This is a genomic window from Aquabacterium sp. (assembly GCF_036273115.1).
In the GTDB taxonomy this organism is placed as follows: Bacteria; Pseudomonadota; Gammaproteobacteria; order Burkholderiales; family Burkholderiaceae_C; genus Aquabacterium.
The window spans coordinates 57,496-78,708 of sequence record NZ_DASUIN010000023.1; the positions used below are offsets into that span (position 1 = coordinate 57,496).

18 protein-coding genes are annotated in these 21,213 nt (G+C 56.8%); 6 read left to right on the forward strand and 12 right to left on the reverse strand.

Annotated features, from left to right (window positions below; genetic code table 11):
* Positions 1-13 precede the first annotated feature (13 nt).
* A complete protein-coding gene (locus tag VFW72_RS09225) occupies positions 14-418 on the reverse strand; it encodes a DUF4398 domain-containing protein (protein ID WP_329673995.1) in 405 nt (134 codons plus the stop codon).
* A 130-nt stretch (positions 419-548) separates the two neighbouring features.
* Here VFW72_RS09225 and VFW72_RS09230 point away from each other — a divergent pair, with 130 nt between their 5' ends.
* Positions 549-1,154 carry a YSC84-related protein gene (locus VFW72_RS09230; RefSeq protein ID WP_329673996.1) on the forward strand — a complete coding sequence of 202 codons (606 nt, stop codon included), beginning with the start codon at positions 549-551 and terminating at the stop codon, positions 1,152-1,154.
* Between the two features lie 87 nt (positions 1,155-1,241).
* Here the strand turns inward: VFW72_RS09230 and VFW72_RS09235 are convergent, their stop codons facing one another.
* Positions 1,242-1,805 carry a hypothetical protein gene (locus VFW72_RS09235; protein ID WP_329673997.1) on the reverse strand — a complete coding sequence of 188 codons (564 nt, stop codon included), beginning with the start codon at positions 1,803-1,805 and terminating at the stop codon, positions 1,242-1,244.
* Positions 1,806-2,250: 445 nt separating this feature from the next.
* Here VFW72_RS09235 and infA point away from each other — a divergent pair, with 445 nt between their 5' ends.
* Positions 2,251-2,517, forward strand: coding sequence for a translation initiation factor IF-1 (gene infA / locus VFW72_RS09240; RefSeq protein WP_329673998.1), 267 nt, complete (start codon positions 2,251-2,253; stop codon positions 2,515-2,517).
* A 62-nt stretch (positions 2,518-2,579) separates the two neighbouring features.
* Here the strand turns inward: infA and VFW72_RS09245 are convergent, their stop codons facing one another.
* Entirely contained in the window at positions 2,580-2,954 is a 375-nt protein-coding gene (locus tag VFW72_RS09245) for a hypothetical protein (RefSeq protein ID WP_329673999.1), read from the reverse strand.
* 254 nt (positions 2,955-3,208) lie between these two features.
* On the opposite strand from VFW72_RS09245, the gene VFW72_RS09250 reads away from it, so the two are divergent.
* A complete protein-coding gene (locus tag VFW72_RS09250; RefSeq protein ID WP_329674000.1) occupies positions 3,209-3,592 on the forward strand; it encodes a hypothetical protein in 384 nt (127 codons plus the stop codon).
* Positions 3,593-3,657: 65 nt separating this feature from the next.
* On the opposite strand, the gene VFW72_RS09255 is transcribed toward VFW72_RS09250, so the two are convergent.
* Positions 3,658-4,140, reverse strand: coding sequence for a hypothetical protein (locus tag VFW72_RS09255; RefSeq protein ID WP_329674001.1), 483 nt, complete (start codon positions 4,138-4,140; stop codon positions 3,658-3,660).
* Between the two features lie 186 nt (positions 4,141-4,326).
* Between VFW72_RS09255 and VFW72_RS09260 the strand changes: the two genes are divergently transcribed.
* Positions 4,327-5,379: an XRE family transcriptional regulator gene (locus VFW72_RS09260; protein WP_329674002.1), complete on the forward strand. Its 1,053-nt coding sequence runs from the start codon at positions 4,327-4,329 to the stop codon at positions 5,377-5,379.
* Positions 5,380-5,397: 18 nt separating this feature from the next.
* Here the strand turns inward: VFW72_RS09260 and VFW72_RS09265 are convergent, their stop codons facing one another.
* The 7 genes from VFW72_RS09265 to VFW72_RS09295 form a co-directional block, all read right to left on the reverse strand.
* Complete coding sequence (locus VFW72_RS09265; protein WP_329674003.1) at positions 5,398-5,889, reverse strand: hypothetical protein; 492 nt, start codon at positions 5,887-5,889, stop codon at positions 5,398-5,400.
* 9 nt (positions 5,890-5,898) lie between these two features.
* Positions 5,899-9,753 (reverse strand): RNA-directed DNA polymerase, encoded by a 3,855-nt coding sequence (locus VFW72_RS09270; RefSeq protein WP_329674004.1) that lies wholly within the window; start codon positions 9,751-9,753, stop codon positions 5,899-5,901.
* Positions 9,750-11,354, reverse strand: coding sequence for a restriction endonuclease subunit S (locus VFW72_RS09275; RefSeq protein ID WP_329674005.1), 1,605 nt, complete (start codon positions 11,352-11,354; stop codon positions 9,750-9,752). Before VFW72_RS09275 ends, VFW72_RS09270 begins: the two co-directional genes overlap by 4 nt.
* Complete coding sequence (locus VFW72_RS09280) at positions 11,351-12,820, reverse strand: class I SAM-dependent DNA methyltransferase (RefSeq protein WP_329674006.1); 1,470 nt, start codon at positions 12,818-12,820, stop codon at positions 11,351-11,353. The genes VFW72_RS09275 and VFW72_RS09280 overlap by 4 nt, the downstream gene beginning before the upstream one ends.
* A gap of 26 nt (positions 12,821-12,846) precedes the next feature.
* A complete protein-coding gene (locus VFW72_RS09285; RefSeq protein ID WP_329674007.1) occupies positions 12,847-14,058 on the reverse strand; it encodes an HNH endonuclease in 1,212 nt (403 codons plus the stop codon).
* A gap of 19 nt (positions 14,059-14,077) precedes the next feature.
* Entirely contained in the window at positions 14,078-16,471 is a 2,394-nt protein-coding gene (gene hsdR, locus VFW72_RS09290) for an EcoAI/FtnUII family type I restriction enzme subunit R (RefSeq protein ID WP_329674008.1), read from the reverse strand.
* 488 nt (positions 16,472-16,959) lie between these two features.
* Positions 16,960-17,940 (reverse strand): helix-turn-helix transcriptional regulator, encoded by a 981-nt coding sequence (locus VFW72_RS09295; protein WP_329674009.1) that lies wholly within the window; start codon positions 17,938-17,940, stop codon positions 16,960-16,962.
* A 163-nt stretch (positions 17,941-18,103) separates the two neighbouring features.
* Between VFW72_RS09295 and VFW72_RS09300 the strand changes: the two genes are divergently transcribed.
* Both VFW72_RS09300 and ftsH read left to right on the forward strand, forming a co-directional pair.
* Complete coding sequence (locus VFW72_RS09300; protein ID WP_329674010.1) at positions 18,104-18,655, forward strand: porin family protein; 552 nt, start codon at positions 18,104-18,106, stop codon at positions 18,653-18,655.
* Between the two features lie 152 nt (positions 18,656-18,807).
* On the forward strand, positions 18,808-20,646 hold the full coding sequence (gene ftsH, locus VFW72_RS09305; protein ID WP_329674011.1) for an ATP-dependent zinc metalloprotease FtsH: 1,839 nt from the start codon (positions 18,808-18,810) through the stop codon (positions 20,644-20,646).
* On the opposite strand, the gene VFW72_RS09310 is transcribed toward ftsH, so the two are convergent.
* Positions 20,636-21,079 carry a universal stress protein gene (locus VFW72_RS09310; RefSeq protein ID WP_329674012.1) on the reverse strand — a complete coding sequence of 148 codons (444 nt, stop codon included), beginning with the start codon at positions 21,077-21,079 and terminating at the stop codon, positions 20,636-20,638. The genes ftsH and VFW72_RS09310 overlap by 11 nt on opposite strands.
* Between the last annotated feature and the right edge of the window lie 134 nt (positions 21,080-21,213).

Here is a 21,213-nt window from a genome sequence, read left to right on the forward strand (position 1 = left end):
GTTGTCTGCCTGGCTACTTGGACTTGCGCTGCAACTCTTCTTGCAGCGCGCGACTGTCATCCCGCACCGCAGCCGATGCCTTGGCCGCTTTGGCAGAGCGCGCTTTGGCTATGGCCAACTGCGCATCGGCCTGAGCCTCCTGGGCCAGCACCCTCGCTCGCTCATACTCGTGATTGGTCATCGCGGCCTGGGCCCGATCGATCTTGTCGCGAGCCAGACGCATTTCAGCGGGAGCAAACTCACTGGCCCCAGCCATGGCAGCGTCCGCGACCGCCGCCGATGACACCGCCATCAATGCCGTGGGTGGGGGCACGCTGCTCGCACAAGCCGCCAGCACCAACACCGCCCCCCCCAGGACGAACGGCCATGTACCGTGAGCCCCCCCTCCGACACCGATCAGGTTGAATCGTCTTGGCATGATGTCCTCCATCCTTGAAGATGAAGCCAGGGTGCCCCACGCAGCTCAGGTGCGTCGGTACGTTGGCGCACAGTGCTAGAGAATGGAAAGGTCTAGTCTCCGTGGTCGGTCAACCCACTGGAGCATGAGCATGGAAATCTTGCCGTTTCAAGCCAAAGTCAGCCGCGATCCCACCAGTCATACGCGGCGGGCATTCAACCAAATCGCGGCCATCACCGCGGTGGCTTTTTCAATTGGCGTAGGCAGTGATGCTGCGCAGGCCGCCACCGCCGAGGACTTGAACAAAGACGCGGTTCAAGCCTTGCAGCTTTTGTATAAAAGCAGTCCTGCTGCGCTTGATCTATCCAAGCGGGCCAAGTCCATTTTGGTGTTCCCCAAAATTGTCAAAGCAGGGCTGGTTTTCGGCGGCAGTTATGGTGAAGGTGAGATGCTCAAGAACGGCGCCGTGATGGGCTACTACAACTCTGTATCGGCATCTTGGGGATGGCAAGCCGGTGGAGAGTCATATGGCTACGTCGTCTTCCTGATGAGCGACAAAGCCGTCACCTACCTGGAAGAGTCCAAGGGCTGGGAATTCGGCATCGGCCCCAGCCTGGTGGTGGTCAACGAAGGAATCGCGAAGAACCTGTCCTCATCCACATTGAAGGAGGACGCCTACGCCTTCATCTTCGATCAACAAGGGCTGATGGCTAGCCTCAGCATCGAAGGCACCAAGATCTCTCGCATCAAGCGCTGATCTGACATCACACAGCAATCGGATCGCCGAGGAACCTCGTCTAATTGATGAGGCCCCTCGGCGATCCGATTTCCATTTCCTCTGGACTCAGTTCTTCCCGAACTTCGCTTTGGCGACGGCCATACAGTTGGCCTTGGCATCACCCGCCATGGCATCGCACTTTTCCACGGCGACCTTGTAATCGGCATCCTGCTTGTCCTTGGAAGCATCCTTGCGCGACTCCTGCATCTCCTTGCCTAGCTTGGCGTCGGCCAGTGCCTTGGTCTTGGTGGCCTTGGCTTCTTCAACACAGAGATCCTTGGCATTGCCGGCCTTGTCATCGCATCGTTCCTTGGCAACGTCATAGGCCGTCTCGGCCTTCACAACCAGAACCTTGTTGCGATCCGCTGCTTTGCCGGTGTAGGCATATTCAAGTTCTGCCTTCGCGACCTTTTCTTTGGCCTTGGCTTCTTCTACACAGACATCCTTGGCGTTACCTGAATGAGAGTCGCATGCGGCTTTCTCAATTTTGTAGTCCGCAGTGATTCGGTCCTTGCGGGTTTCATAGTCACCCTTGCTCAAGGAAGCTGCCTGCGACAGTCCCATTGGCAATGTCAATGCCATCAAAAGCGTAGCGACCAGGGGGGATATACGGGGTTGAACGGAGTACATGATGACCTTTCGTTTAGAGAATGGGTTTCTGCTCTGACAGCAACATCACAAGCGACCAGGAGCAGGATGATCCATAAGACCGTGCCTAAGCTCATATGCTTCTCCTTGGTTGTGTGATGGCGAATTCAGCCTAAGCAAACGCACTCGTTGTTTCCGTTCGCTGCCCCACATAGACCCGTTCATTTGATTGGCTGACGCCACCCCGCTTTCTCTGCGCTACGTGCGTGTCTGTACGGGCCTCATCCCCCTGCAAGCCGACCAAAGAAGACCCGGCCTTGGAGACAATCTCATATAATTTTGGTTCGCGGCATGCAAGTGCCACGCAACCATTCAACAACCCGCATGGATGTCAGGCAGGGCTTGACGGCAGAAGTCGGATTTTTGATTTCCCCTCACCCGCAGTCCGCCTGAACTTCAGGACTGGCCGCCCCTTCCTGGAAACACCATGGCGAAAGAAGAACTCATTGAAATGCGCGGACAGGTCGAAGAAGTGCTGCCCGACTCGCGCTTTCGTGTCACCCTTGAAAACGGCCACAGCCTGATCGCCTACACCGGCGGCAAAATGCGCAAGCACCACATCCGCATCCTGGCGGGTGACAAGGTGTCGCTGGAACTGTCGCCTTACGACCTGACCAAGGGCCGCATCACCTTCCGCCATCTGGAGCCACGCACTGGCGGTTCGGGTCCTACGCCTCCGCGTCGTAACTTCTGACCAGCTGTGGCGCGCACCCACACCGAAGCGCCCCAAGCTTGGCGCTTCGCCTTGACCTGGAATTAGGGCTTCTTGGCAGCCAGTCGCTTGCAAGCCAGATTGCTCTCGGCCCCAATCGACTTCCCGGCCGCCTTGGCGCGCTCGGCCATTTGCTGATAGTTGTCATGCACAAAGGCCTGGCATTCCTCCAAAGACTGGGTGGCGTGTACCTTGTCTCGGTACGCCTTGCGCTCGTCCGGCGTCATGATCTTCCAGCCGGGTGTGGTGTACCAGTTGACTTCCTGCTTCGGGCGCTTGCTGGCCTTGGAGGCAGGAGCGCTTTGCGCAGTGGCCCCATCCTGTGTATTGGCAGTGGCCGAGTCCGCCCCCACAGCCCAAGCGCCACCGGCAAAGGCCACACACACAATCCACGCGATGCCATGTTTGGTCAGGTTCATATCTAGCTCCAATCGGTTAACGAGCACACGCTCTTCAAAGACCTGACCCAAGGCTATGCCCGCTCATTTCCCTGTCGCTTGACCTATCTCATACGCATGACTAAGTTGAAATCAACTTAGTCGCCTAGGCGACGATTTGTCCGAAATTGTTCTACCCTTGCCTCAATCGAACTAGGTTTTGGGTAACTGCCTAGCTCACCCGTTGAGCCACTCATCACCTAAGCTGTAGATGACACAACGGAAGTATGCGAACCATGACAACCCCCTCATTTGGCTGCGATGTCTGCTGGCCTGACAACGCCGACCAAGCATGGATCAACCATGCGTCGCTGGTCATCACCCAGCGGGTGGTGGACGAATCGCACTACATCGTCAAGCTACACCAGTGCCCGCATTGCCAGCAGCAATTCGTGTCGGTGTTCAGCGAGCGGGTGGACTGGCTTGATGGCGAAGACCCACAAGATCGACAGGTGATGCCGATCACCCCTGCGGAATGTGAAGGCCTGCGGCACTTACCTGACCCGCTTGCGCTTTACCAACTTGCGCCCAAGCGGCAAAGCCTGCATTGGGAGTTACCAAAGGGTGAAGATCGGCGAGTGAGATGGCGCCAGGGCCTGTACCCGGTGCCACACGATTGAACCGCGAACAGGCACTTGGCGCGGCAATTCAACATGCATTTGAAGATTCGCAATGAGACCGCACATCACAGGCGAGACTTTACGCGTGCTATCAGTCTCTTGGCTTGGGCATAGCTCTTGATGTCCGGTTCTGGCTCCTGCCCATGGTCACCACACAGGCGCGAGCGGTCCAAGATCGTGCCGAACCAATCGGGCCCATAGGCCTCGTACAGCGGCAAGGCCATCAATATTTCGGGGTTCTTCTGCAGCCAACGCACCACCCAAGGCGCGGGCTTGCGCATCACGTTGAAAAACAACTTCCCCTCCCGGGCCCAGGCCATGTCAATCTTTTGGTTCAGCAAATTGAACTGACACGTGCGGCGCACATGCGTGAGGAAATGCGGGTCGGTGTGCATCAACGACTTTTCATAGTCGTGCGACAGGTAGGCCAGGTTCCAGATTTCTGGCCGGTCGACCCTGCGGTCTTTGGCCGGGCCAGTGAAGATGTCGCTGGCGTATTCGGACAGCGGCTTGGGCGAGTAGCGGATGATGGGGGTGGTGACGTTCACTGGCGGCTCCCGAATTCTGTAAATGACAGAAGCCTATGGTCGCTTACGACCAGCTCACAAGGTGAGCCCCCGCCACTCCCAGCACCCTGATCGACCCGAAGTGCAAATCCCTGGCAAAAACACCTAAACAAGTTGGTTGACAAAATTGCATATGATCTAAAATTAGTCAACCAAACCGGAGCACACATGATTCACGATCGAATCCGCCGTGCACGCCTGTTGCGGGGGCTCACTTTGGATGCCGTCGCGCAGCGCGTTGGCGATATCACCAAGCAGGGCCTGAGCAAGTTTGAGAAGGGCGACGCCACCCCGAATTCGACTCGTCTGATCCAACTGGCCAAAGCGTTGGATGTCAAGCCAGAGTATTTTTTCCGAACTGAAACTGTTCAACTGGCCGCATTGGAGTTTCGCAAGCTGGCACGAATGCCGCAAAAGCGGCAACATCAGGTTAGCGAGCAAATGCGCGACCACCTGGAGCGATACATCAGCCTGGAGCGCTGCTTTGAGCTGGACGACACCACCCCAACCATGGAACCGTCACGTTCATTGCAAGTTCACAATGTGGCGGAGGCAGAAATTGCTGCTGAGGCCTTGCGCCATCGCTGGGACATCGGCGGTGACGCTATTGCCCACCTGACTGAGTTGCTGGAAGAGCACGGCATCAAGGTCGCCTTGCTGGAGGATCAGGATGGGTTTGACGGGGCCTGCGCTGCAACTGCAGACGAACGACATGTGCTGATCGCTTTGAACGGAGAGCGCCCAGGTGAGCGATTGCGCTTTACCGCGGCGCATGAGTTAGGCCATTGGGTGATGGACCTGCCAGAGGACATGCCTGAGAAAGACAAAGAGGCTTGCTGCAACCGTTTCGCAGGTGCATTTCTATACCCACAGCAGCGCGTCCTCGCAGAGTTTGGTGCCCATCACCGCAGCCGTGTGCTGGCAGCGGAGCTATTGAACGCCAAACGCCGACACGGTGTCTCTATGGCCTTAGCCTTGCGGCGTCTGAAAGACTTGAACCTGCTCACCGATGCAGGCTATCAGAGCATGAACATTCAGTTCAACGCCAAAGGCTGGCGCACCAGTGAACCGGAACCGCTGCGGCCCGAACAACCCCGCCGCTTTGAGTCGCTGGTGTACCGAGCACTGGCCGAAGATTTGATCAGCCTACCCAGGGCCGCCGAGTTGATGCGCTGCCCGGTTTCAGATCTCGACCCAAGCTTGAGCCACCTGCCTCACTGAAAACAGAGGTGCACTCATTCAACCGCGCCATGCAGTCAACCGATGGGTGCATTCCTGGTGTGGCAGGCGAGCCCCTTCTTCCAACATGGTTTGAAGAGCGTCAGCTGCTTGAAATGGATTGATTACCTTGTTTGCAATCAGTTCATCAAGCAGCCACAAGGCACCTCGCACTTGCAGGCCATCCTTGATAGCCTGCTTGCGTAAACGACCATCGCCCGTGAGGAGCGGGTGGCCATGCGCCTTAGCCACCTGGTAGCAAGACACGTCAGCCAGCGAGCTGTTACCGTGCTCAGCCATCAGGCCGAACAGGCTTTGTACCTCGATCTCATTCAATTGCTGAACGACCAGCCCACGCGCCCGAAGTCCATCTGGATCGGGGTAACTCAGCTCGTTCACCACGAAGTCTGTGCTGACAAAGGTAAAGGGCAGCGCGAAAAGGGCATCTAGCAAACCGGCTCGACCAAAGTCGATCCAGATGTTAGTGTCGCTGATGTAGATGCGCTGCGCCATGCCAAATGCTCAGTTTCGCCCTTTGAAGCCCGCAGGCGCAGACTTCTTCTCCTTAGGGACACGCGTTGGCGCAATACTTTTGAACGTAGTAAGGTCCAATTCAAACAGACTCACTGCAGCCTGGTTGTTGCCGTGCACATGCGCAATGTGCCGCTCGTGATGCTCCTTGAATGGCGCTTGCGCAGTTGATCCACCGTACTGCCCGGTATTTGCCAACATGACAGGCTGATACATATGGAACTGGAGCGCACTCGCCATCGTGTCAAACGTGTTGATATCTTTGTTGAGCGCAGCGATCACAAAGCCATCACTGATGTCACGCATGTCTGCAGACAGCTTGAGATCGGTCGCGTCATAGCAAATGGCGCCAGTCAAGTTGGCGGTAGCGCCCTGTTTGTCCGAAAACTGCACGACAACCTGGAAAGGCCGGTGTCCAATCACGCCATTGCTCAACTCCCAAGGAATGCCGTTTTGCTTGCCTTGGTAAACCGTCGCGATACTGCGCCCGGCGTTGGTTGTTTGGCGAAGCAGCCAGACGGCACGGTTGATCGGCTTCTTGAGGTAAGGATGCTGGACAAACGTCTGACCAGCAAAGATAACGGCCCCTGTGCTGTCCGACAGTCGCTTCAACAACCACATGTCGTCCGGGTGGATGGCCAATTCGGGAAACACGATGAGATCAAGTCTTCTTGCTTGCTCGATCTCCGGCTTCTTCGCAGCAAAACGACCGGCGGCCAACTGCTGCGTAAGCAATCGACACATCGATGCCAAGTGGGCTCGATGTCGTGCACGGTAGTCGGGCATCCAAAGTAAAGGATCAGTTGATGAGAAGTCGGCATCCTTCGGCATCAAGGTTTGGACAAGCGCGACCTTGAAACGGCGAAGGTCCATCGACGCACTGCTATTCACTGGAAGCAGATACGCTGGCAGTTGAGACAGCTTTCCATAGAAGCCTCGCTGCACTTGTTGGCGCTGCGCTATGAGCCTGAGAAGGTCGCTTGGACGTTTGACTGCACCAAATCCTATAACTTCATCTCTTTGAAGCTCAAGACCCGGCCACTGCAGCAAACGCATGATCAGCTCGTTGAGCCAAGGCGAAACTGGCGTTGGCTCGGGCCCCAAGCCATCAGTCAATGGCATCAAGCCCATCCGCCGCTTGTACCAACTGCTTTGCAGACCCCGGTACCGATCAAAAGTATGCTCACGCAGAGGGTAATGCCGAGAGGTGTAGTCGCTTTCGCCGATGATTGCTGCGCGCAAAACTCTGCCCAAGCGATAGGCCCAGCGCATGTCGTCCTGAACCCAAGGCGGCGTTTCCGTCCACGGGGGTGAATAGGCCACGTCGTCGTTGAATGAGACTTTGATGCCGACGTCTGGATTCTGAATCGATGCCCAGTTGTCACATTCAATGTTCACGCGGTGAATGCAAACGCTGTCGACTGCAAGTGTCTTGTCAGCGTCATGCAACAAGCCTACGGCCAGCTTCAACAGCGCGTTCTCTTGAACAAACGGATTCTCAGGATGAGCTGCGACGTAGGCGAGTGATCGGTTGCCAGGGCGCCAATCACCCAATCGTTCAGAGTAATCAAGCGGCGCGGTCCATGGTACGTAAACGCGAACTCGCTGCGGCCATGCCTTCTTGGAAGTGGTGCCGTTCGCACGCAGCACATCGGGCAGTAATGTCGGCTCGATCATGGCGACTTGATCGATCATCTTGACGGCTTCTGGCTTGGACAGTTTATCCAGCCAATGTCCTAGCCAGATCACGAACTTGGCACGGTCGCCTGTCATGCGCAAAACCAGCAGCCCCGCCGTTAGTGAGTCAGGGTCTGCCTTATTCGGAACCTGATAACGAAGTGCCGCGTGGAGCTTGGCATATTGGGCCAGCTCGCCTCGTTTACTGGCCAAATCGATCGGAAACTGCATCACCGCCAAGAACAATGCAATTTGCTGCTGCAGGTACCAAGGCAGCTCTTGCTTTGAGGACAGACTAAGTGCTAGCTGAACGAGTTCAGCTCGATATGCCAGGATATCGGAGTCTTCGGGGTAGCTCTCGGGTCGATGATGCCCTGTCTCAACCGCAGCGGCCTTAAATAAATCAGCCAGTACATAGAGCGCAACCAATGTCTCCTTACCCGGCTTCTTGAGCTTCGTCAGCTTGGATGCCAACGCCTCTGTCACCGGCCGCAGAAGTTCCACCGAAGGAAAAATGTCCATGCCGCAACGCAGCACAGAAACCAGGGCTGGGTTTCGTGACCAGCAAGCCACCAGCTTGCGGGCAACAGCTTCCATCTCATGATCCAAGGCTTGCAGTTCGCTCACCTCGGCGCTTGACATGGCATCTGCACCCGGCAACTCCGGATCAGCCATGCTCCTGCGAGTCCTCAAGACTTGACGCAGACGGTTGGCCGCGAACCGGCGAATCGTGTCATCCCTGACGTCGACCTTAGGCAGCGCAATTCTTGATAATGCAAGCGAGTTACCGTCAACCTGTGCATCGTCGTTGAGAGCATCCGCAAGCCATAACAAGTGATCAAGGCTGCCGGTGGCTTGAAGGAGCGTGGAGGGATCTGGCGCGTTGCTGATTTGGCCCTGCACGCTCCGCATGAATTGTGAGGTGCTGCCCTGCACGGCAAAGTCTTCCCATGCAACGGCTTCAGACTTCTCTCTCTTAGTGATCAAACGGCAACTGTTGCCCTCGTATGCTTCGAGAGCGCGATTGATCCAATCGCTGACCCCTGAAGCCAAATGTTCCATAGCAAGATTGGCCGCATCCTGGATTGGTAGCGCAACCACCAACCGCATGTCATCCACATAGCGGCAATAGTCAAGCAGTTTTAGCTTAACGGGCAGCGTGCCAGAGATCGATACATCAATCTCTTTGCCCAGTTCTGCTGCCACACGGCAGTCAAAGCCGTGCATATAGGCATTAGCCAGGAAGCCGCTCGCAATCAGCCCCTGCGGCAGCCCCATTGTGAGTGCACCAGCCTTTTTGCAGTCGTCAGCGTTCCAAGACCACCGCAATACACGCTCTGCAGCGGACCAGAATGCGTTCTCATCAGCCTCACTTGTAGCGGCTTGATCCGCGCCAAATTGCTCGGCATAAGTCGCCCATATCCCCTTCAAGCGATCGAGCACTCGGGCTTGATCGACGCAGTCGTAGAACTTGGCCAAATCGAGTTTGACGACGTACAGGCGATGGCCCTGAAGTGAAGGCAACGCCTCCCTGCAAACACTGGCGGGGCGCTCCAGAAAACGTTCATAGTCCTTGAAAAACTGGGAATACGTGGTCGCGTTGCCCCACCTAAACCGGGCCTGCTGCTTTCCATCTGGCCCGGTTGACCAATCACAAAACAAACGGTTGCCATAGCTGAATACATGCTTGCGCGCAGCACTCGCATTGGCAAAGCGAGACGGATCGGTGTTGCCTTGCAAACTCTCCACAGCATCGGCCACGCACAACATGACGGCGGTGGCCAACACCTGATCACGGATCGTCAGGTGGGCCAGCGGACGCAACTCTGGCTGTGCAACCTCATTACCTGCGGCATCAAGCTGCGGCTTAAAACGCCAACCACCGTCTTTCTTGTCAGGGAAATGCCACTTGGCGTTTTTCGGTGCGAGGACGACTCTGGCCGGGGTTGTCTCGGGTAACGCAGCACCAGAATTCAGCTCTGCGGCCCAAGCTTCAAGCTTCTGGGGCAACAGGAGTGAAGCCTGTTCCAGCTCAAGGATGTCGGCATACCAGTTGTGGCGCCTTACATCTGAGTCAGTCTTCTTCCAGGCCTGTGCCAGCACAGCCTCGTCGGTCAGCAGCGCAAGACTGGGGCCAAGTCGCTGGTACTTTGTATCCAGGATGCTCACGAGATGGCCTGCTCTACCAGCGCCTGCGCCAGTTGTTCATAGTGTTGTCGAGCTTCGGAAACATGGGCTTTGAGCTCATCGCACAGAGCCATCAGTTCATCGACTTTGGCGACGATGCGTCGTTGTTCGTTGAGCGAAGGGATGCGGATCTTGATGGTCTTTAGGTTCGAAGCGCTAATTCCGATGTTGCCTACAGTAGTTGCACAAAACGACTCTATCTGCTCGCGTGCAGGCTTCGCATTCATTACTAGCCTTAGATAGCTCGGTAGCGCAAGCTGACGGTTAGCTCGAAAGCGGATGAGCTTGTCTGGAAACGCCTGCGCGACGGTACTCAGGCCACGATAAAGTGAGAACGAACCGACGTAGTGAAGGTTGCCGTTGAATCGGCAAGCGAGAAGGTCATCTGGTTGCAAACAGAACTTTGCCCGTTCCAACTCACTCAGTTCGATCCATTTGTGATCGCTTTCATCCACATAGAAGTCATCACGGCCTGTCCCAGCACTAATGCGGAGGATAGGTGTTCCTCGTGGCTCTTCTGTTGGCTTGTAAGAGCAGCCGTTGAGCGTATTGCCCTCAAGAACATCGCCGATTGCTTTAACGTCCACTGATCCATCACTGGTCACGAGGCGTCCATCTGCAGCCAGATGCAAGATGGCCTTCCTCAGCGCATCAATGCTGGCCTCGGTGGTGAAGAGGGTGTGGAAGTGCTCGGACAGGCGTTGCCAGCTGGCGCGGAAGTCGGCGGCGTCGGTGGCCTGGGTGAGGCTGTCCAGCAGGGCTTGCACGAGCTGGGCGTGGGCCGCTTCGGCATCGGACTGATCGGCTTCCAGCCGGTCGCACAGGGCCATCAGTTCATCGACTTTGGCGACGATGCGGTGTTGTTCAGCAAGTGGCGGCACCACCACAATCAGGTCGCTCAAATCGCCGAGCGATACGTTTGGCATCGCTCCTCCGCGAGCACGCCGCCTAGTCTTTTCTGCGACAAACGAGTCGAGTTGAAGCCTTAAAAAATGAAGGTCGAATATTTCGCCTGCTCCGCGAATGATTGCGAAGGCCTGATTGGTATTGGCCGGTAGGTCGGCCTTATAGATGAGGCATGTCTTACCAATGGTGCCTGCTATTGAAAAGAGAACGTCTCCCTCAGCCAATTTCGACCTAGCCAGCGCCTCATTTGCATCCGTACTGATGTAAGTGGCGCCATAGCTCCCCTGAACACGCCCAGACTGAACATCTTCAACCTTCACGAATCGAATACCAGACGTTGCATAGGCAAAGCCAAGTGTTGTTGGAGTTGTCCCTTTTGTAATCAAGGCCGCGACCGCACCCAACCGGTCGAATGCCCAGCCGACGGGAATTGGAAAGGGACGATCAGTTGGTAAGACCTCTGCAAAGTTTCTTACAGCCTTCTGCCGCACAGACTCAGCTAGCGCCCGTCGCTTATTAAAGATTCGATTTAGCAGAACGTCGGCATGCTCATCGGCCGGGTTTTGCTGAGTCAGTCGACCACGAACAGCAAGCTCGCGCACCAGACTTCGCAGCTTGTTCACCCCGTCTGGAGCCCCCGCCACCAACGGCAAGTGCCTCGTCACCAGCGCCGTCATGCGTCACGCTCCAGCGCTTCGGCCAGTGCAGCCTTCAACTGCTCGCGCAACTGGGCAATGCCTTCCTGCTTCAGCGCATACGCTGCCAGCAACTCCGCCGGGTCGTGGCTCACCTGCTCGCCGACATGCGGGTTTTTGCAGTCCAGGTTCCAGTTGCGGGCCTTGATCTCATCCAGGCTGACCTTCCAGGCAAACTCGTTGGCCTGGCGGCTGGCAAAGCCGTCGGCCTCGCTGCCCCACCAGGCTTCTTCCACCTTGAACTCTTCGACGCGCATGGGCCTCGTCTTGGAATAGTTCTTCACCCCTGCGGGGTACTGGTGCTCGTAGAACCACACCTCGCGCGTGGGGCGGCCTTTGGTGAAAAACAGCAGGTTGGTCTTGATGCCGGTGTAGGGGTTGAATACGCCATTGGGCAGGCGCACCACGGTGTGCAGGTCACACTCGGTCAGCAGCTTTTCCTTGATGCGGCTCTTGATGCCTTCGCCAAACAGGAAGCCATCGGGCAGCACCACGGCGGCGCGGCCACCGTCTTTGAGCAGGTGCATGATCAGCACCAGAAACAGGTCGGCCGTTTCACGCGTGCGGAAGGCGGCGGGGAAGTTGGTCTCGATGCCGTCCTCTTCCATGCCGCCAAAGGGCGGGTTGGCCACGATGCAGTCCACTCGCTCTTTCGGGCCCCAGCTGATCAGGGGGCGCGCCAGGGTATTGTCGTGTTTGATCTGGCTGGGCACTTCAATGCCGTGCAAGATCATGTTGGTGGTGGCCAGCAAGTGGGGCAGCGGCTTCTTTTCCACGCCAAAGATGCTGGCTTGCAGCGCCTTTTCATCGTCAGGCGTTTTCACGTAACGCTTGCGCTTGTGCTCGATGGTGCAGGTCAGGAAGCCGCCGGTGCCACAGGCAGGGTCCATCACTTTTTCGTCTAGCTGGGGGTCCACCATGCGCACCATGAACTCGGTCACGGGGCGCGGGGTGTAGAACTCGCCCGCGTTGCCAGCGTTTTGCAGGTCGCGCAGCAGTTGTTCGTACATGTCGCCAAAGGCGTGGCGCTCTTGGGCTTTGTTGAAGTCCACCGCCTCTTGAATTTTGTTCAAGACCTGGCGAATCAACTGCCCAGACTTCATGTAGTTATAGGCGTCTTCAAACACGCTGCGCACCACCACGGCCGAGGGCGTGTTGCCATGTAGGGTCAGGCTTTGCAAGCCCGGGAAGAGTTCGTTGTCGATGAAGCTTTTGAGTTCATCGCCGGTCATGCCTTCGGGGTTGGCAGCCCAGTTGCGCCAGCGGTATTGATCGGGCAGCGGTGACTTGTAGTGGTCGTCCAGCAGTTCCCATTCTTGCTCGCGGTCGTCGAACACTTTGAGGAAAAGCATCCAGACCAACTGGCCAATGCGTTGGGCGTCGCCATCCACACCCACGTCTTTGCGCATGATGTCTTGGATGGATTTGATGGCAGAGGAAATGGACATAAGGTTGTTCTGTTTCTCGTGGGCGATCAATCGCGGCTGAAGCCGTGAAATTGGCGATGATCAACCAAATAAGCTTGTAGCTTGGGATGAAGCTGTCGCAGTCGGCTACCAGGAGCCAGGCCTAAGGCCGCCAGATTTTGCGACCGAAGGGCCTCACTGACCAACAACTGGCCTTCGTTGTCGAAACTGATCAGCCCCTTGTCAAATAGCTTGTCGATGTTGGCCGCCAGCAGCAAGCCGTTGTAGGGGTCGAGGCGCTCAAGATTGTTTGAGCGGCTCCAGGCTTTGATGTGCGACGCGATCAACACCTCGGGAATGTCAATGCCCGAGACGGCGCAACGCCCTGACCAGAGGTTCATCAACTCTTGCCGGTAGGTACCTTGCCCCACGCGGGCCTCGACGAGGGTTTGTCGGGTGGTGGCATCAACGCCCTGAGCTTGAGGATCAGCTTCGAATGAAGCCTGGGCTGCATCTCGCAGCCATACCTCTGACGAGTCAATCAACCCGACATCACGAAGCGCTTGCAAAAATGCGGGACGCAGCTTCCAACGCCAATGTTCGCCGCGAGCAGGTTGCCCAGCCGTTTCGGCCAAAGCCATGGTTTTCTGCGGCAATCCATTGATGCCCAACGCCTCCGCAATCAACCCAGCCATCTTTCCGTACTGAATGTTGGCTGCCTCGTACCCAGAATAGCCTGCAGCGATCGCCAATTGCTCCATGGATCGCGAGGCATCAGCTGCAGCGGCATGAGACTGGAGCATGGTGCGCTGCGCTTCGGTCAACTTGGGTTCAACTTGGCGATAAGCCGCTACGTATTGCTCGGCGGTTAGGCTATCGACCTTCCGCAACGCTTCCTGAATGTCGGGGTCTTCGTACTCGTCATGCCCGACAAACCCACCAGCGTCAGTAGAGCTGATGGGCCGCAAATGATTGAGAAGATGAGCCAGACTCGGATCGACACGGAAGTCATGAATGGCCCGCTGGCCGAGGCAGAAGCTACCGTCGCGAGCACGGCATTCGGCCTTCTTTTCGGTTCTGGCACGTACTTTCCAGCCGTCTTGAACGACTCGACGAATCACCTCTTCCAGGTCCTCGGTGTAGTGGCCCTCACCTCTTGCATCGCGCTGTCCCGGCTCAGTCAGAGCAAAACCTCGACGGCCATCCCTCGCTTCTTTCACGTAGGGGTAGAGCAAGTCTCCGTTATCAGCGATCAAACAGAAGCGTTTATCGATGGTCATACTTGTTCAGCGAATCCGATCAGGCTTGCTGCCTGTCATACAACTGCTGCTCCAATTCAGCCAGGGCTTTGACATAGGCTGGCTTGCCGCCAAAAGCACCGATCAGCTCCACGGGTGAACCAAGTTGGCTGAACGGATCGAGCTGGAGAATCTTGATGTCTTCAATAGCTTCGGGGCCAGCGTCGGCGTACTTCTCCAACAAGGCTTCCAGCACTAACTTGGCGGTGCCTTGGTACTTGGCAAAGTAGTTGCGCTTCTTGACGTTGTTGGCCCGCTCTTTTCGGGTCAAAGGCGGTTGATCAAAAGCCACGTGGCAAATCAAATCGAAGGGGTCCAGCGGCTGATTGAGCTTGGCCTCGACCTCTTCCTGCAAGGCATCCCAAAGTACGCCCTGTTGAGCCAGTTCTTCAATGATGACCTTCTTCTGGTCTGCATCAGACCAGCGCCGCAAGAAGGTGTCTAGCGATGAAAACTGTTTGGCCACACACTGGCGTGTGTAGTCTTTGAGGGATTCGGTGATCAGCTTGCCATCGGGACCGTAGTACTGAACCCGCTCTGCCACGATGCTGACCGACACCGACGAGCCGGGCACCACGTACTTCACGCGCTTGCCTGTGCCCTCACCCTGGCCTTGCGAGCCGTCATCACCATCGTCATAGGGCACATCTTCAAAGGGCGGGCCATCGACCGAATCGGGTGGCACCAACTCATCAGGAGGGACGGGTAGTTCGCCGTCTTTGGGCACATAGATTTGCACCGGCTCGCCATCGAAGGCCGGATCCGCAAACAGCTCCGTGGCCTTCTTGAAGTCCATGATGGTGAACCAGAACTTGCCGTAGTCTTCGTTGATGCGAGTGCCCCGCCCGATGATCTGCTTGAACTCGGTCATCGATTTGATGTGTTGATCGAGCACGACAAGCTTGCAGGTCTGGGCATCCACCCCAGTGGTCATGAGCTTGCTGGTGGTGGCAATGACGGGGTAGCGCTCTTCCGGGTTGATGAAGTTGTCCAGCTCGGCCTTGCCTTCTTTGTCATCCCCCGTGATCCGCATGACGTATTTGCGGTTTTCTTTGACACGATCAGGGTTGAGGTTGGACAAAGCTTGGCGCATGCGCTCGGCGTGGTCAATGTCATCACAAAACACAATGGTTTTCTGGAACGGGTCGGATGCCTTCAAGAACGCGGTGACGCGCTCAGCCACCAGTTGGGTTCGCGCCTCCAGAACCAGGTGGCGATCCATGTCTTTGAGGTTGTAGATGCGGTCTTCAATGGGCTCGCCGTTCTTGTCGATCATGCCCTTGGGCGGGCGCCAGCCTTGAAGGTCGCGATCCAAATCAATGCGCACCACCTTGTAGGGCGCGAGAAAGCCGTCCTCAATGCCTTGCTTGAGGGTGTAGCTATAAACCGGCTCACCAAAGTAGTGGATGCTGGAAACGTCTTTGGTTTCCTTGGGCGTGGCGGTGAGGCCGATGTGCGTGGCGCTGGAGAAGTAATCGAGGATGTCGCGCCAAGCGGAATCTTCCGCTGCGCTGCCGCGATGGCATTCGTCAATGACCACCAGGTCAAAGAAGTCTGGTGAAAATTCTTTGTAGACGTTCTTCTCTTCCTCGTTACCCGACACGGCCTGATACAAGGACAGATAGATCTCGTAGGAAGTATCGATCTGCCGTTTGGTGATCTTGGTCATGGCCGCGCCAAACGGCTTGAAGTCGTTGTTCTTGGTCTGGTCTACCAGGATGTTGCGATCGGCCAGGAAGAGGATGCGCTTTTTTTGGCGCGACTTCCACAAGCGCCAGATGATCTGAAAGGCGGTGTAGGTTTTGCCTGTACCCGTGGCCATGACCAGGAGCACACGGTCTTGCCCACGCGCAACGGCTTCGACCGTGCGGTTAACAGCATTGATCTGGTAGTAGCGAGGCACACGCCCGGAGCCATCGTCGTAGTAAGGAGCCTCGACCTTCTTGCTGACTTCATCGTCCAGCCCCTTCCATTGGCAATATCGGCGCCAAAGTTCTTGCGGGCTGGGGAACTCGTCCAGGGTCAGTTCGGTTTCGAGCTGGGCACCTGTACCGGTGCGGTCATGGAACAAGAAGCCATCGCCGTTGCTGGAAAACACGAAAGGCACATCGAGCGCATCGGCATAGTCCAACGCTTGCTGCATGCCCGAGCCAACGGAGTGATGGTTGTCCTTGGCTTCGATGACGGCCAAAGGAAGGTTGAGCTGGTGGTACAGAACGTAGTCCGCACGGCGAGCCTTGCCTCGGGAGTGAAGCTTGCCCCGAACCACGATGCGGCCCTTGGTGAAGCTGAACTCTTCACGGACCTGACGCTGGATGTCCCAACCGGCCCGCTGAATAGCTGGCGTGATGTACTTGGTGCAGATGTCCCTTTCGGACATTGTTTTCTTTTCCATAACGCTGAAACTTCCCTGATCAGCCAACGCGCGTAGAGGCATCTGCCTCCGTTTGCGCAGCCGTATATTTTTACATTTTCAGAAGCAAATGGCTGTCCGGATTTCCTTCATCTAACCCCATCACCCCGCAGGTTTAGTGTCGGGGGGCTTTCGGTTTAGTTGCGCAGATTTCCATGAAGACTAATCGTCGCCTGGCTCAATATGTGAGCCATTGCCACCCTAAGCTGGGTGTTAGTCAATCTGTTTGAATATCGAATCTTTCAGGAGGCATGAATTGACCATTGCCAAGCTACTGGACGCCATCATGTTCACCGCAGATCGGCACCGCAACCAGCGCCAAAAGGATTTGCAGGTGGAGCACGCCCCGCACAAGAGCAAAGGGGCAAAGGGGCCGCACTGGTCAAGCCCACAAAGAGCATGTCGCGCCTGATCGCATCCAACTCATTGAAGTCGATTTCGGTCAAGACAGTCGCAGGACAAGCCTGACCTCAACGGTCTTGGTATTGGGTTGCGGCTTGGCGCAACTTGTCGATCAGCGCTTGGCGAAGGTCTTGCGGTTCCACCAGCTCCACATCGGGCCCAAACCGCATCACATCCATCAACAGCTCGGTTTGATCGACAAAGGGCAGCTTCATTTGCAAGCGACCGTCTTCCAGAGGAGTCACCTCTTGCTGCGGATGCCACTCTTCTTTCGCGACCCATTGGGCCGCATCGGCCGTGAACAGCAGCGTGGCCCATTTCACCTTGTTGCCGGCAAAGATGCCGTAACCGCCATCGAGCTCTTGCTCCACTCGCTTGAGCGAGACATCTTTGGCTTTGGTCTCCAAGGCTTGGGCTGCCTGTACTGCGTCGAGCGCAAAGCGCCGCATGTCGTCTGACTTGTGACACCAGGCATCCAAGTACCAGGTGTTGCGGTAGTGGATGAGCCGCAGGGGTGACAGCTCACGCTCAGACACGGCTTTGCGTGAGCGTGTGTAGTACTGAATCTGAATGCGCTTGCGCTGCAACAGCGCCGCTGCGATCAGCTCAAAGAACTGACTCGGCACCGCGCGCTTGGCCGAACTGACAATGCGCACACGCAGCATGAGCTCGGAGCTATCCACCTCGTTGCTGCCCAAGAGTTGGTGAATGCGGTCCAACAAAGGCGAGACGTGGCGGCTGAGAATGCCGTCGGTATCAAGCCCAGACAAGAGCTGATAGCTCATGAGCAGGGAATAGAGCTCTTTCTGATCGAACCACAGACCCGGCAACTCGTGCTTCTGGCCTCGAAACTCCGGGCCAAAGCGGTAGGTCTTGTCATCGCGCTGAAACTCGATGGGCGCACCGAGGCGATCTCGCAAAAATTGCAAATCGCGTTTGAGGGTGGCGGGCGAGACCTCCAGCTCATCAAGCATGTCCTCAAATGTCACCCCTGAACGGTAACGGATCATCTGCTCGATCTTGTAAATGCGTTCTGTCTTGGTTCCCATCGATTGACTCGAATGACATGTTTGGCAAGCTCACTATTTGAGCTTTCGCTGAATATAGTCAATCGATGTGGCGACGCGAAGCGGACGGCAACAAGTTGTCCTCTTTCCTAGGTTCTGCATTTTCAGATGTGCGCCACATCAACATTTCAATTAGTAGGAAGCCATGAAGTTCATTCTCATTTCGACTGCGGTCGCCCTTGCCTCTGTGTCTGCTCATGCTCAACAGAAGCCTAACTTCTATGTTGAAGCGGGTTACACCTTTGTGAACTACGAAGAAAACATCGATGGTGACATCTACAAGTCGTCGCCCAAAGCGATTCGCCTGATCGGCGGAGCCGAGTTGAGCAAGAACGTGGCCCTTGAAGCGATGGTCGGGTTCAACGGCGGCAACGACAGCGTGACGGCCAATGGCGTGAACTACCCCACCGTGAAATTCAAGATGGATTCGATGTATGGGGTGTTCGTCAAACCTAAGGTTGAGCTTGCCCCGAACTTTGAACTGTTCGGCCGCCTGGGATACACCCACGCCACAGCCACCGTGAGCGAACCTGACTATGGCTCTTTTGAGGCCAGCGACAGCGACTTTTCTTATGGCGTGGGCATCACCTATCGCATCGACCCGAAGTTGTCGATCAGCGCCGATTACATGAGCTACTTGAACAAGACCGACTACTCGGCCAAGGGCTTCACGATCGGGCTGGGTCTGCAGTTCTGATCGGTGGAAGCGCTGATCCGTTCTCATCCTGCAGGAGGCGTTGCATGGGTCGTCACCCGAATGCCAAATTGACTCCGCAGTGATACAACAGTGAACAGCGCAAACACAACCGGCGGATCATAGAAGCCCCCATCCGTCCAAAGGATCCCGAAATGGACAAGAAGCAGATCCTGAACGCCATTTACTGGATTCTGGTCATCTCACTGCTGCTGTGGATCCAGACGGAATGGAGGGGGGCCATTCAAACGCAGGCGGTGCCCTACAGCGAATTCGAGCAAGCCCTGACCGAGGGTCGGATTCAGGACGTGACCGTGTCCGACCACATCATGACCGGGCGCCTGAAAACCCCCGATGGGGACAAGACCACACTGGTGGCCGTACGGGTCGAGCCAGAGCTGGCCGCGCGACTGGAAAAATTCAACGTGCCCTACACCCGCGTGGTGGAAAACACCCTCCTGCGCGACCTGATGTCGTGGGTGCTGCCGTCGCTGATCTTCGTGGGCTTGTGGTATTTCGTGATCCGCCGCCTGGGCGCCAACCAGGGCATGGGCAGCTTCATGTCGATTGGCAAGAGCAACGCCAAGGTTTATGTGGTGCACGACACCGGCGTAACCTTTGCCGACGTGGCGGGCGTAGACGAGGCCAAAGACGAACTGAAAGAGGTGGTGGACTTCTTGCAGCACCCGGGTGACTACGGGCGGCTGGGGGCACACATTCCCCGGGGTGTGTTGTTGGTCGGGCCGCCGGGCACGGGCAAGACACTGCTGGCCAAAGCGGTGGCGGGTGAGGCCGGTGTGCCCTTCTTCTCGATGTCAGGCAGTGAGTTCGTCGAGCTGTTCGTGGGGGTGGGGGCCTCGCGGGTTCGAGATCTGTTCGAGCAGGCTCGCGCCAAAGCGCCCGCCATCATTTTCATCGATGAGCTCGATGCACTGGGCCGCGCACGCGGGGCTTTCCCGGGCATCGGCGGCCATGACGAAAAAGAACAAACACTGAATCAGTTGTTAGCTGAGATGGACGGTTTTGACACCTCCGCCGGCATCATCATCCTGGCGGCGACCAACCGGCCAGAGATACTCGATCCAGCGTTGTTGCGTGCAGGTCGGTTCGACCGGCAGGTTCTGGTGGACAGGCCCGACAAACAAGGCCGCCAGGCCATACTGAAAGTGCACGTACGCAAGGTCAAGCTGGACCCGACGCTGCCCTTGGAAGAGGTGGCCGCCATCACCACCGGATTCTGCGGTGCCGACCTGGCCAATCTGGTGAATGAAGCAGCGATTGTGGCCACCAGACGCCAAGCCGAGGTGGTTGCGCTGGCCGACTTTACGGCGGCGGTAGAACGCATTGTGGCGGGCCTGGAAAAACGCAACCGGGTTCTCACCCCAAGCGAGCGCACCGCCGTGGCCTACCATGAGATGGGCCATGCCCTGGTGGCACTGTCTCAACCGGGAAGTGATCCGGTACACAAGGTGTCGATCATCCCACGAGGCATCAGTGCCTTGGGCTACACGATTCAGCGCCCCACCGAAGACCGTTACTTGATGACAGCAGAAGAACTGCATCAGAAGGTGTGCGTGTTGCTGGGTGGCCGTGCCGCGGAAAAGTTGATGCTGGGCACGCTGTCGACCGGGGCGGCCGATGACTTGGCCAAGGCCACCCAGATCGCACGGGAGATGGTCATGCGGTATGGCATGGACGAACAGCTGGGCTACGTGTCATACGACAGCATGCGTGCCCCGATGCTGGAGCAGCCTGCTGACTACCTCGCGGCACGCAACCCTGTGGCCGAGGCCACCCAGCAGCGAATCGACGAAGCCGTCCGCCATATCGTGATGACCAATTTTGATCAGGCCTTGGCCATCTTGAGCGCAAACCGCGACGTTCTGGAGCGCGGCGCCCGCTCCTTGCTTCAGCATGAAACGCTCGATGCCGCGGCATTGAAGGCGTTGGCTGGCACATTACACGCTGCACCGGGCAATTCCCTCAGCGAATGACCAAAACCGGTATCTCCGAGTGCATCAGAACATGCAGCGTTTCGCTGCCAATCAGGAGGCGCTTGATTCCGCCTCGGCCATGCGATGCCATCACGATGAGATCGGATTTGGCTTTCTTGGCCACCTTCAGCAAAGCCTCGGACACGTTGCTGGATTTGGTCACGACCTTGTTCACGCTGATGTGCTTGTCAACGGAGCTCTTCAAGAGCTGATCAAGCGAGCGCTCAGCCAACTGAACCCACTCTTTCTCGATCTCCTCCATCTCTCGGGTGCTCAGAATCGAAGAGCCGTCCACAAAGGTCTGTTCGTACGGCGGAACGACACGAACGAGCGTCAAGACGGCATCAAAGTCAGCAGCCAGATCGGAGGCCGCTTTGACCGCCTTCTTGGACAACTTGGACCCGTCTGTGGCAACCAGGATCTTTTTGTACATGAGGCACCTCGCTATTGAGTTGGCAACACACGCCTGAGCGACTTCAGCACCATTCATGCAGTCTGTCTACACCTAGCCATAGGTACATGACAGACGCTCCACGCTCCCCCAGAATGAGACTCCAGGCTTCTGGA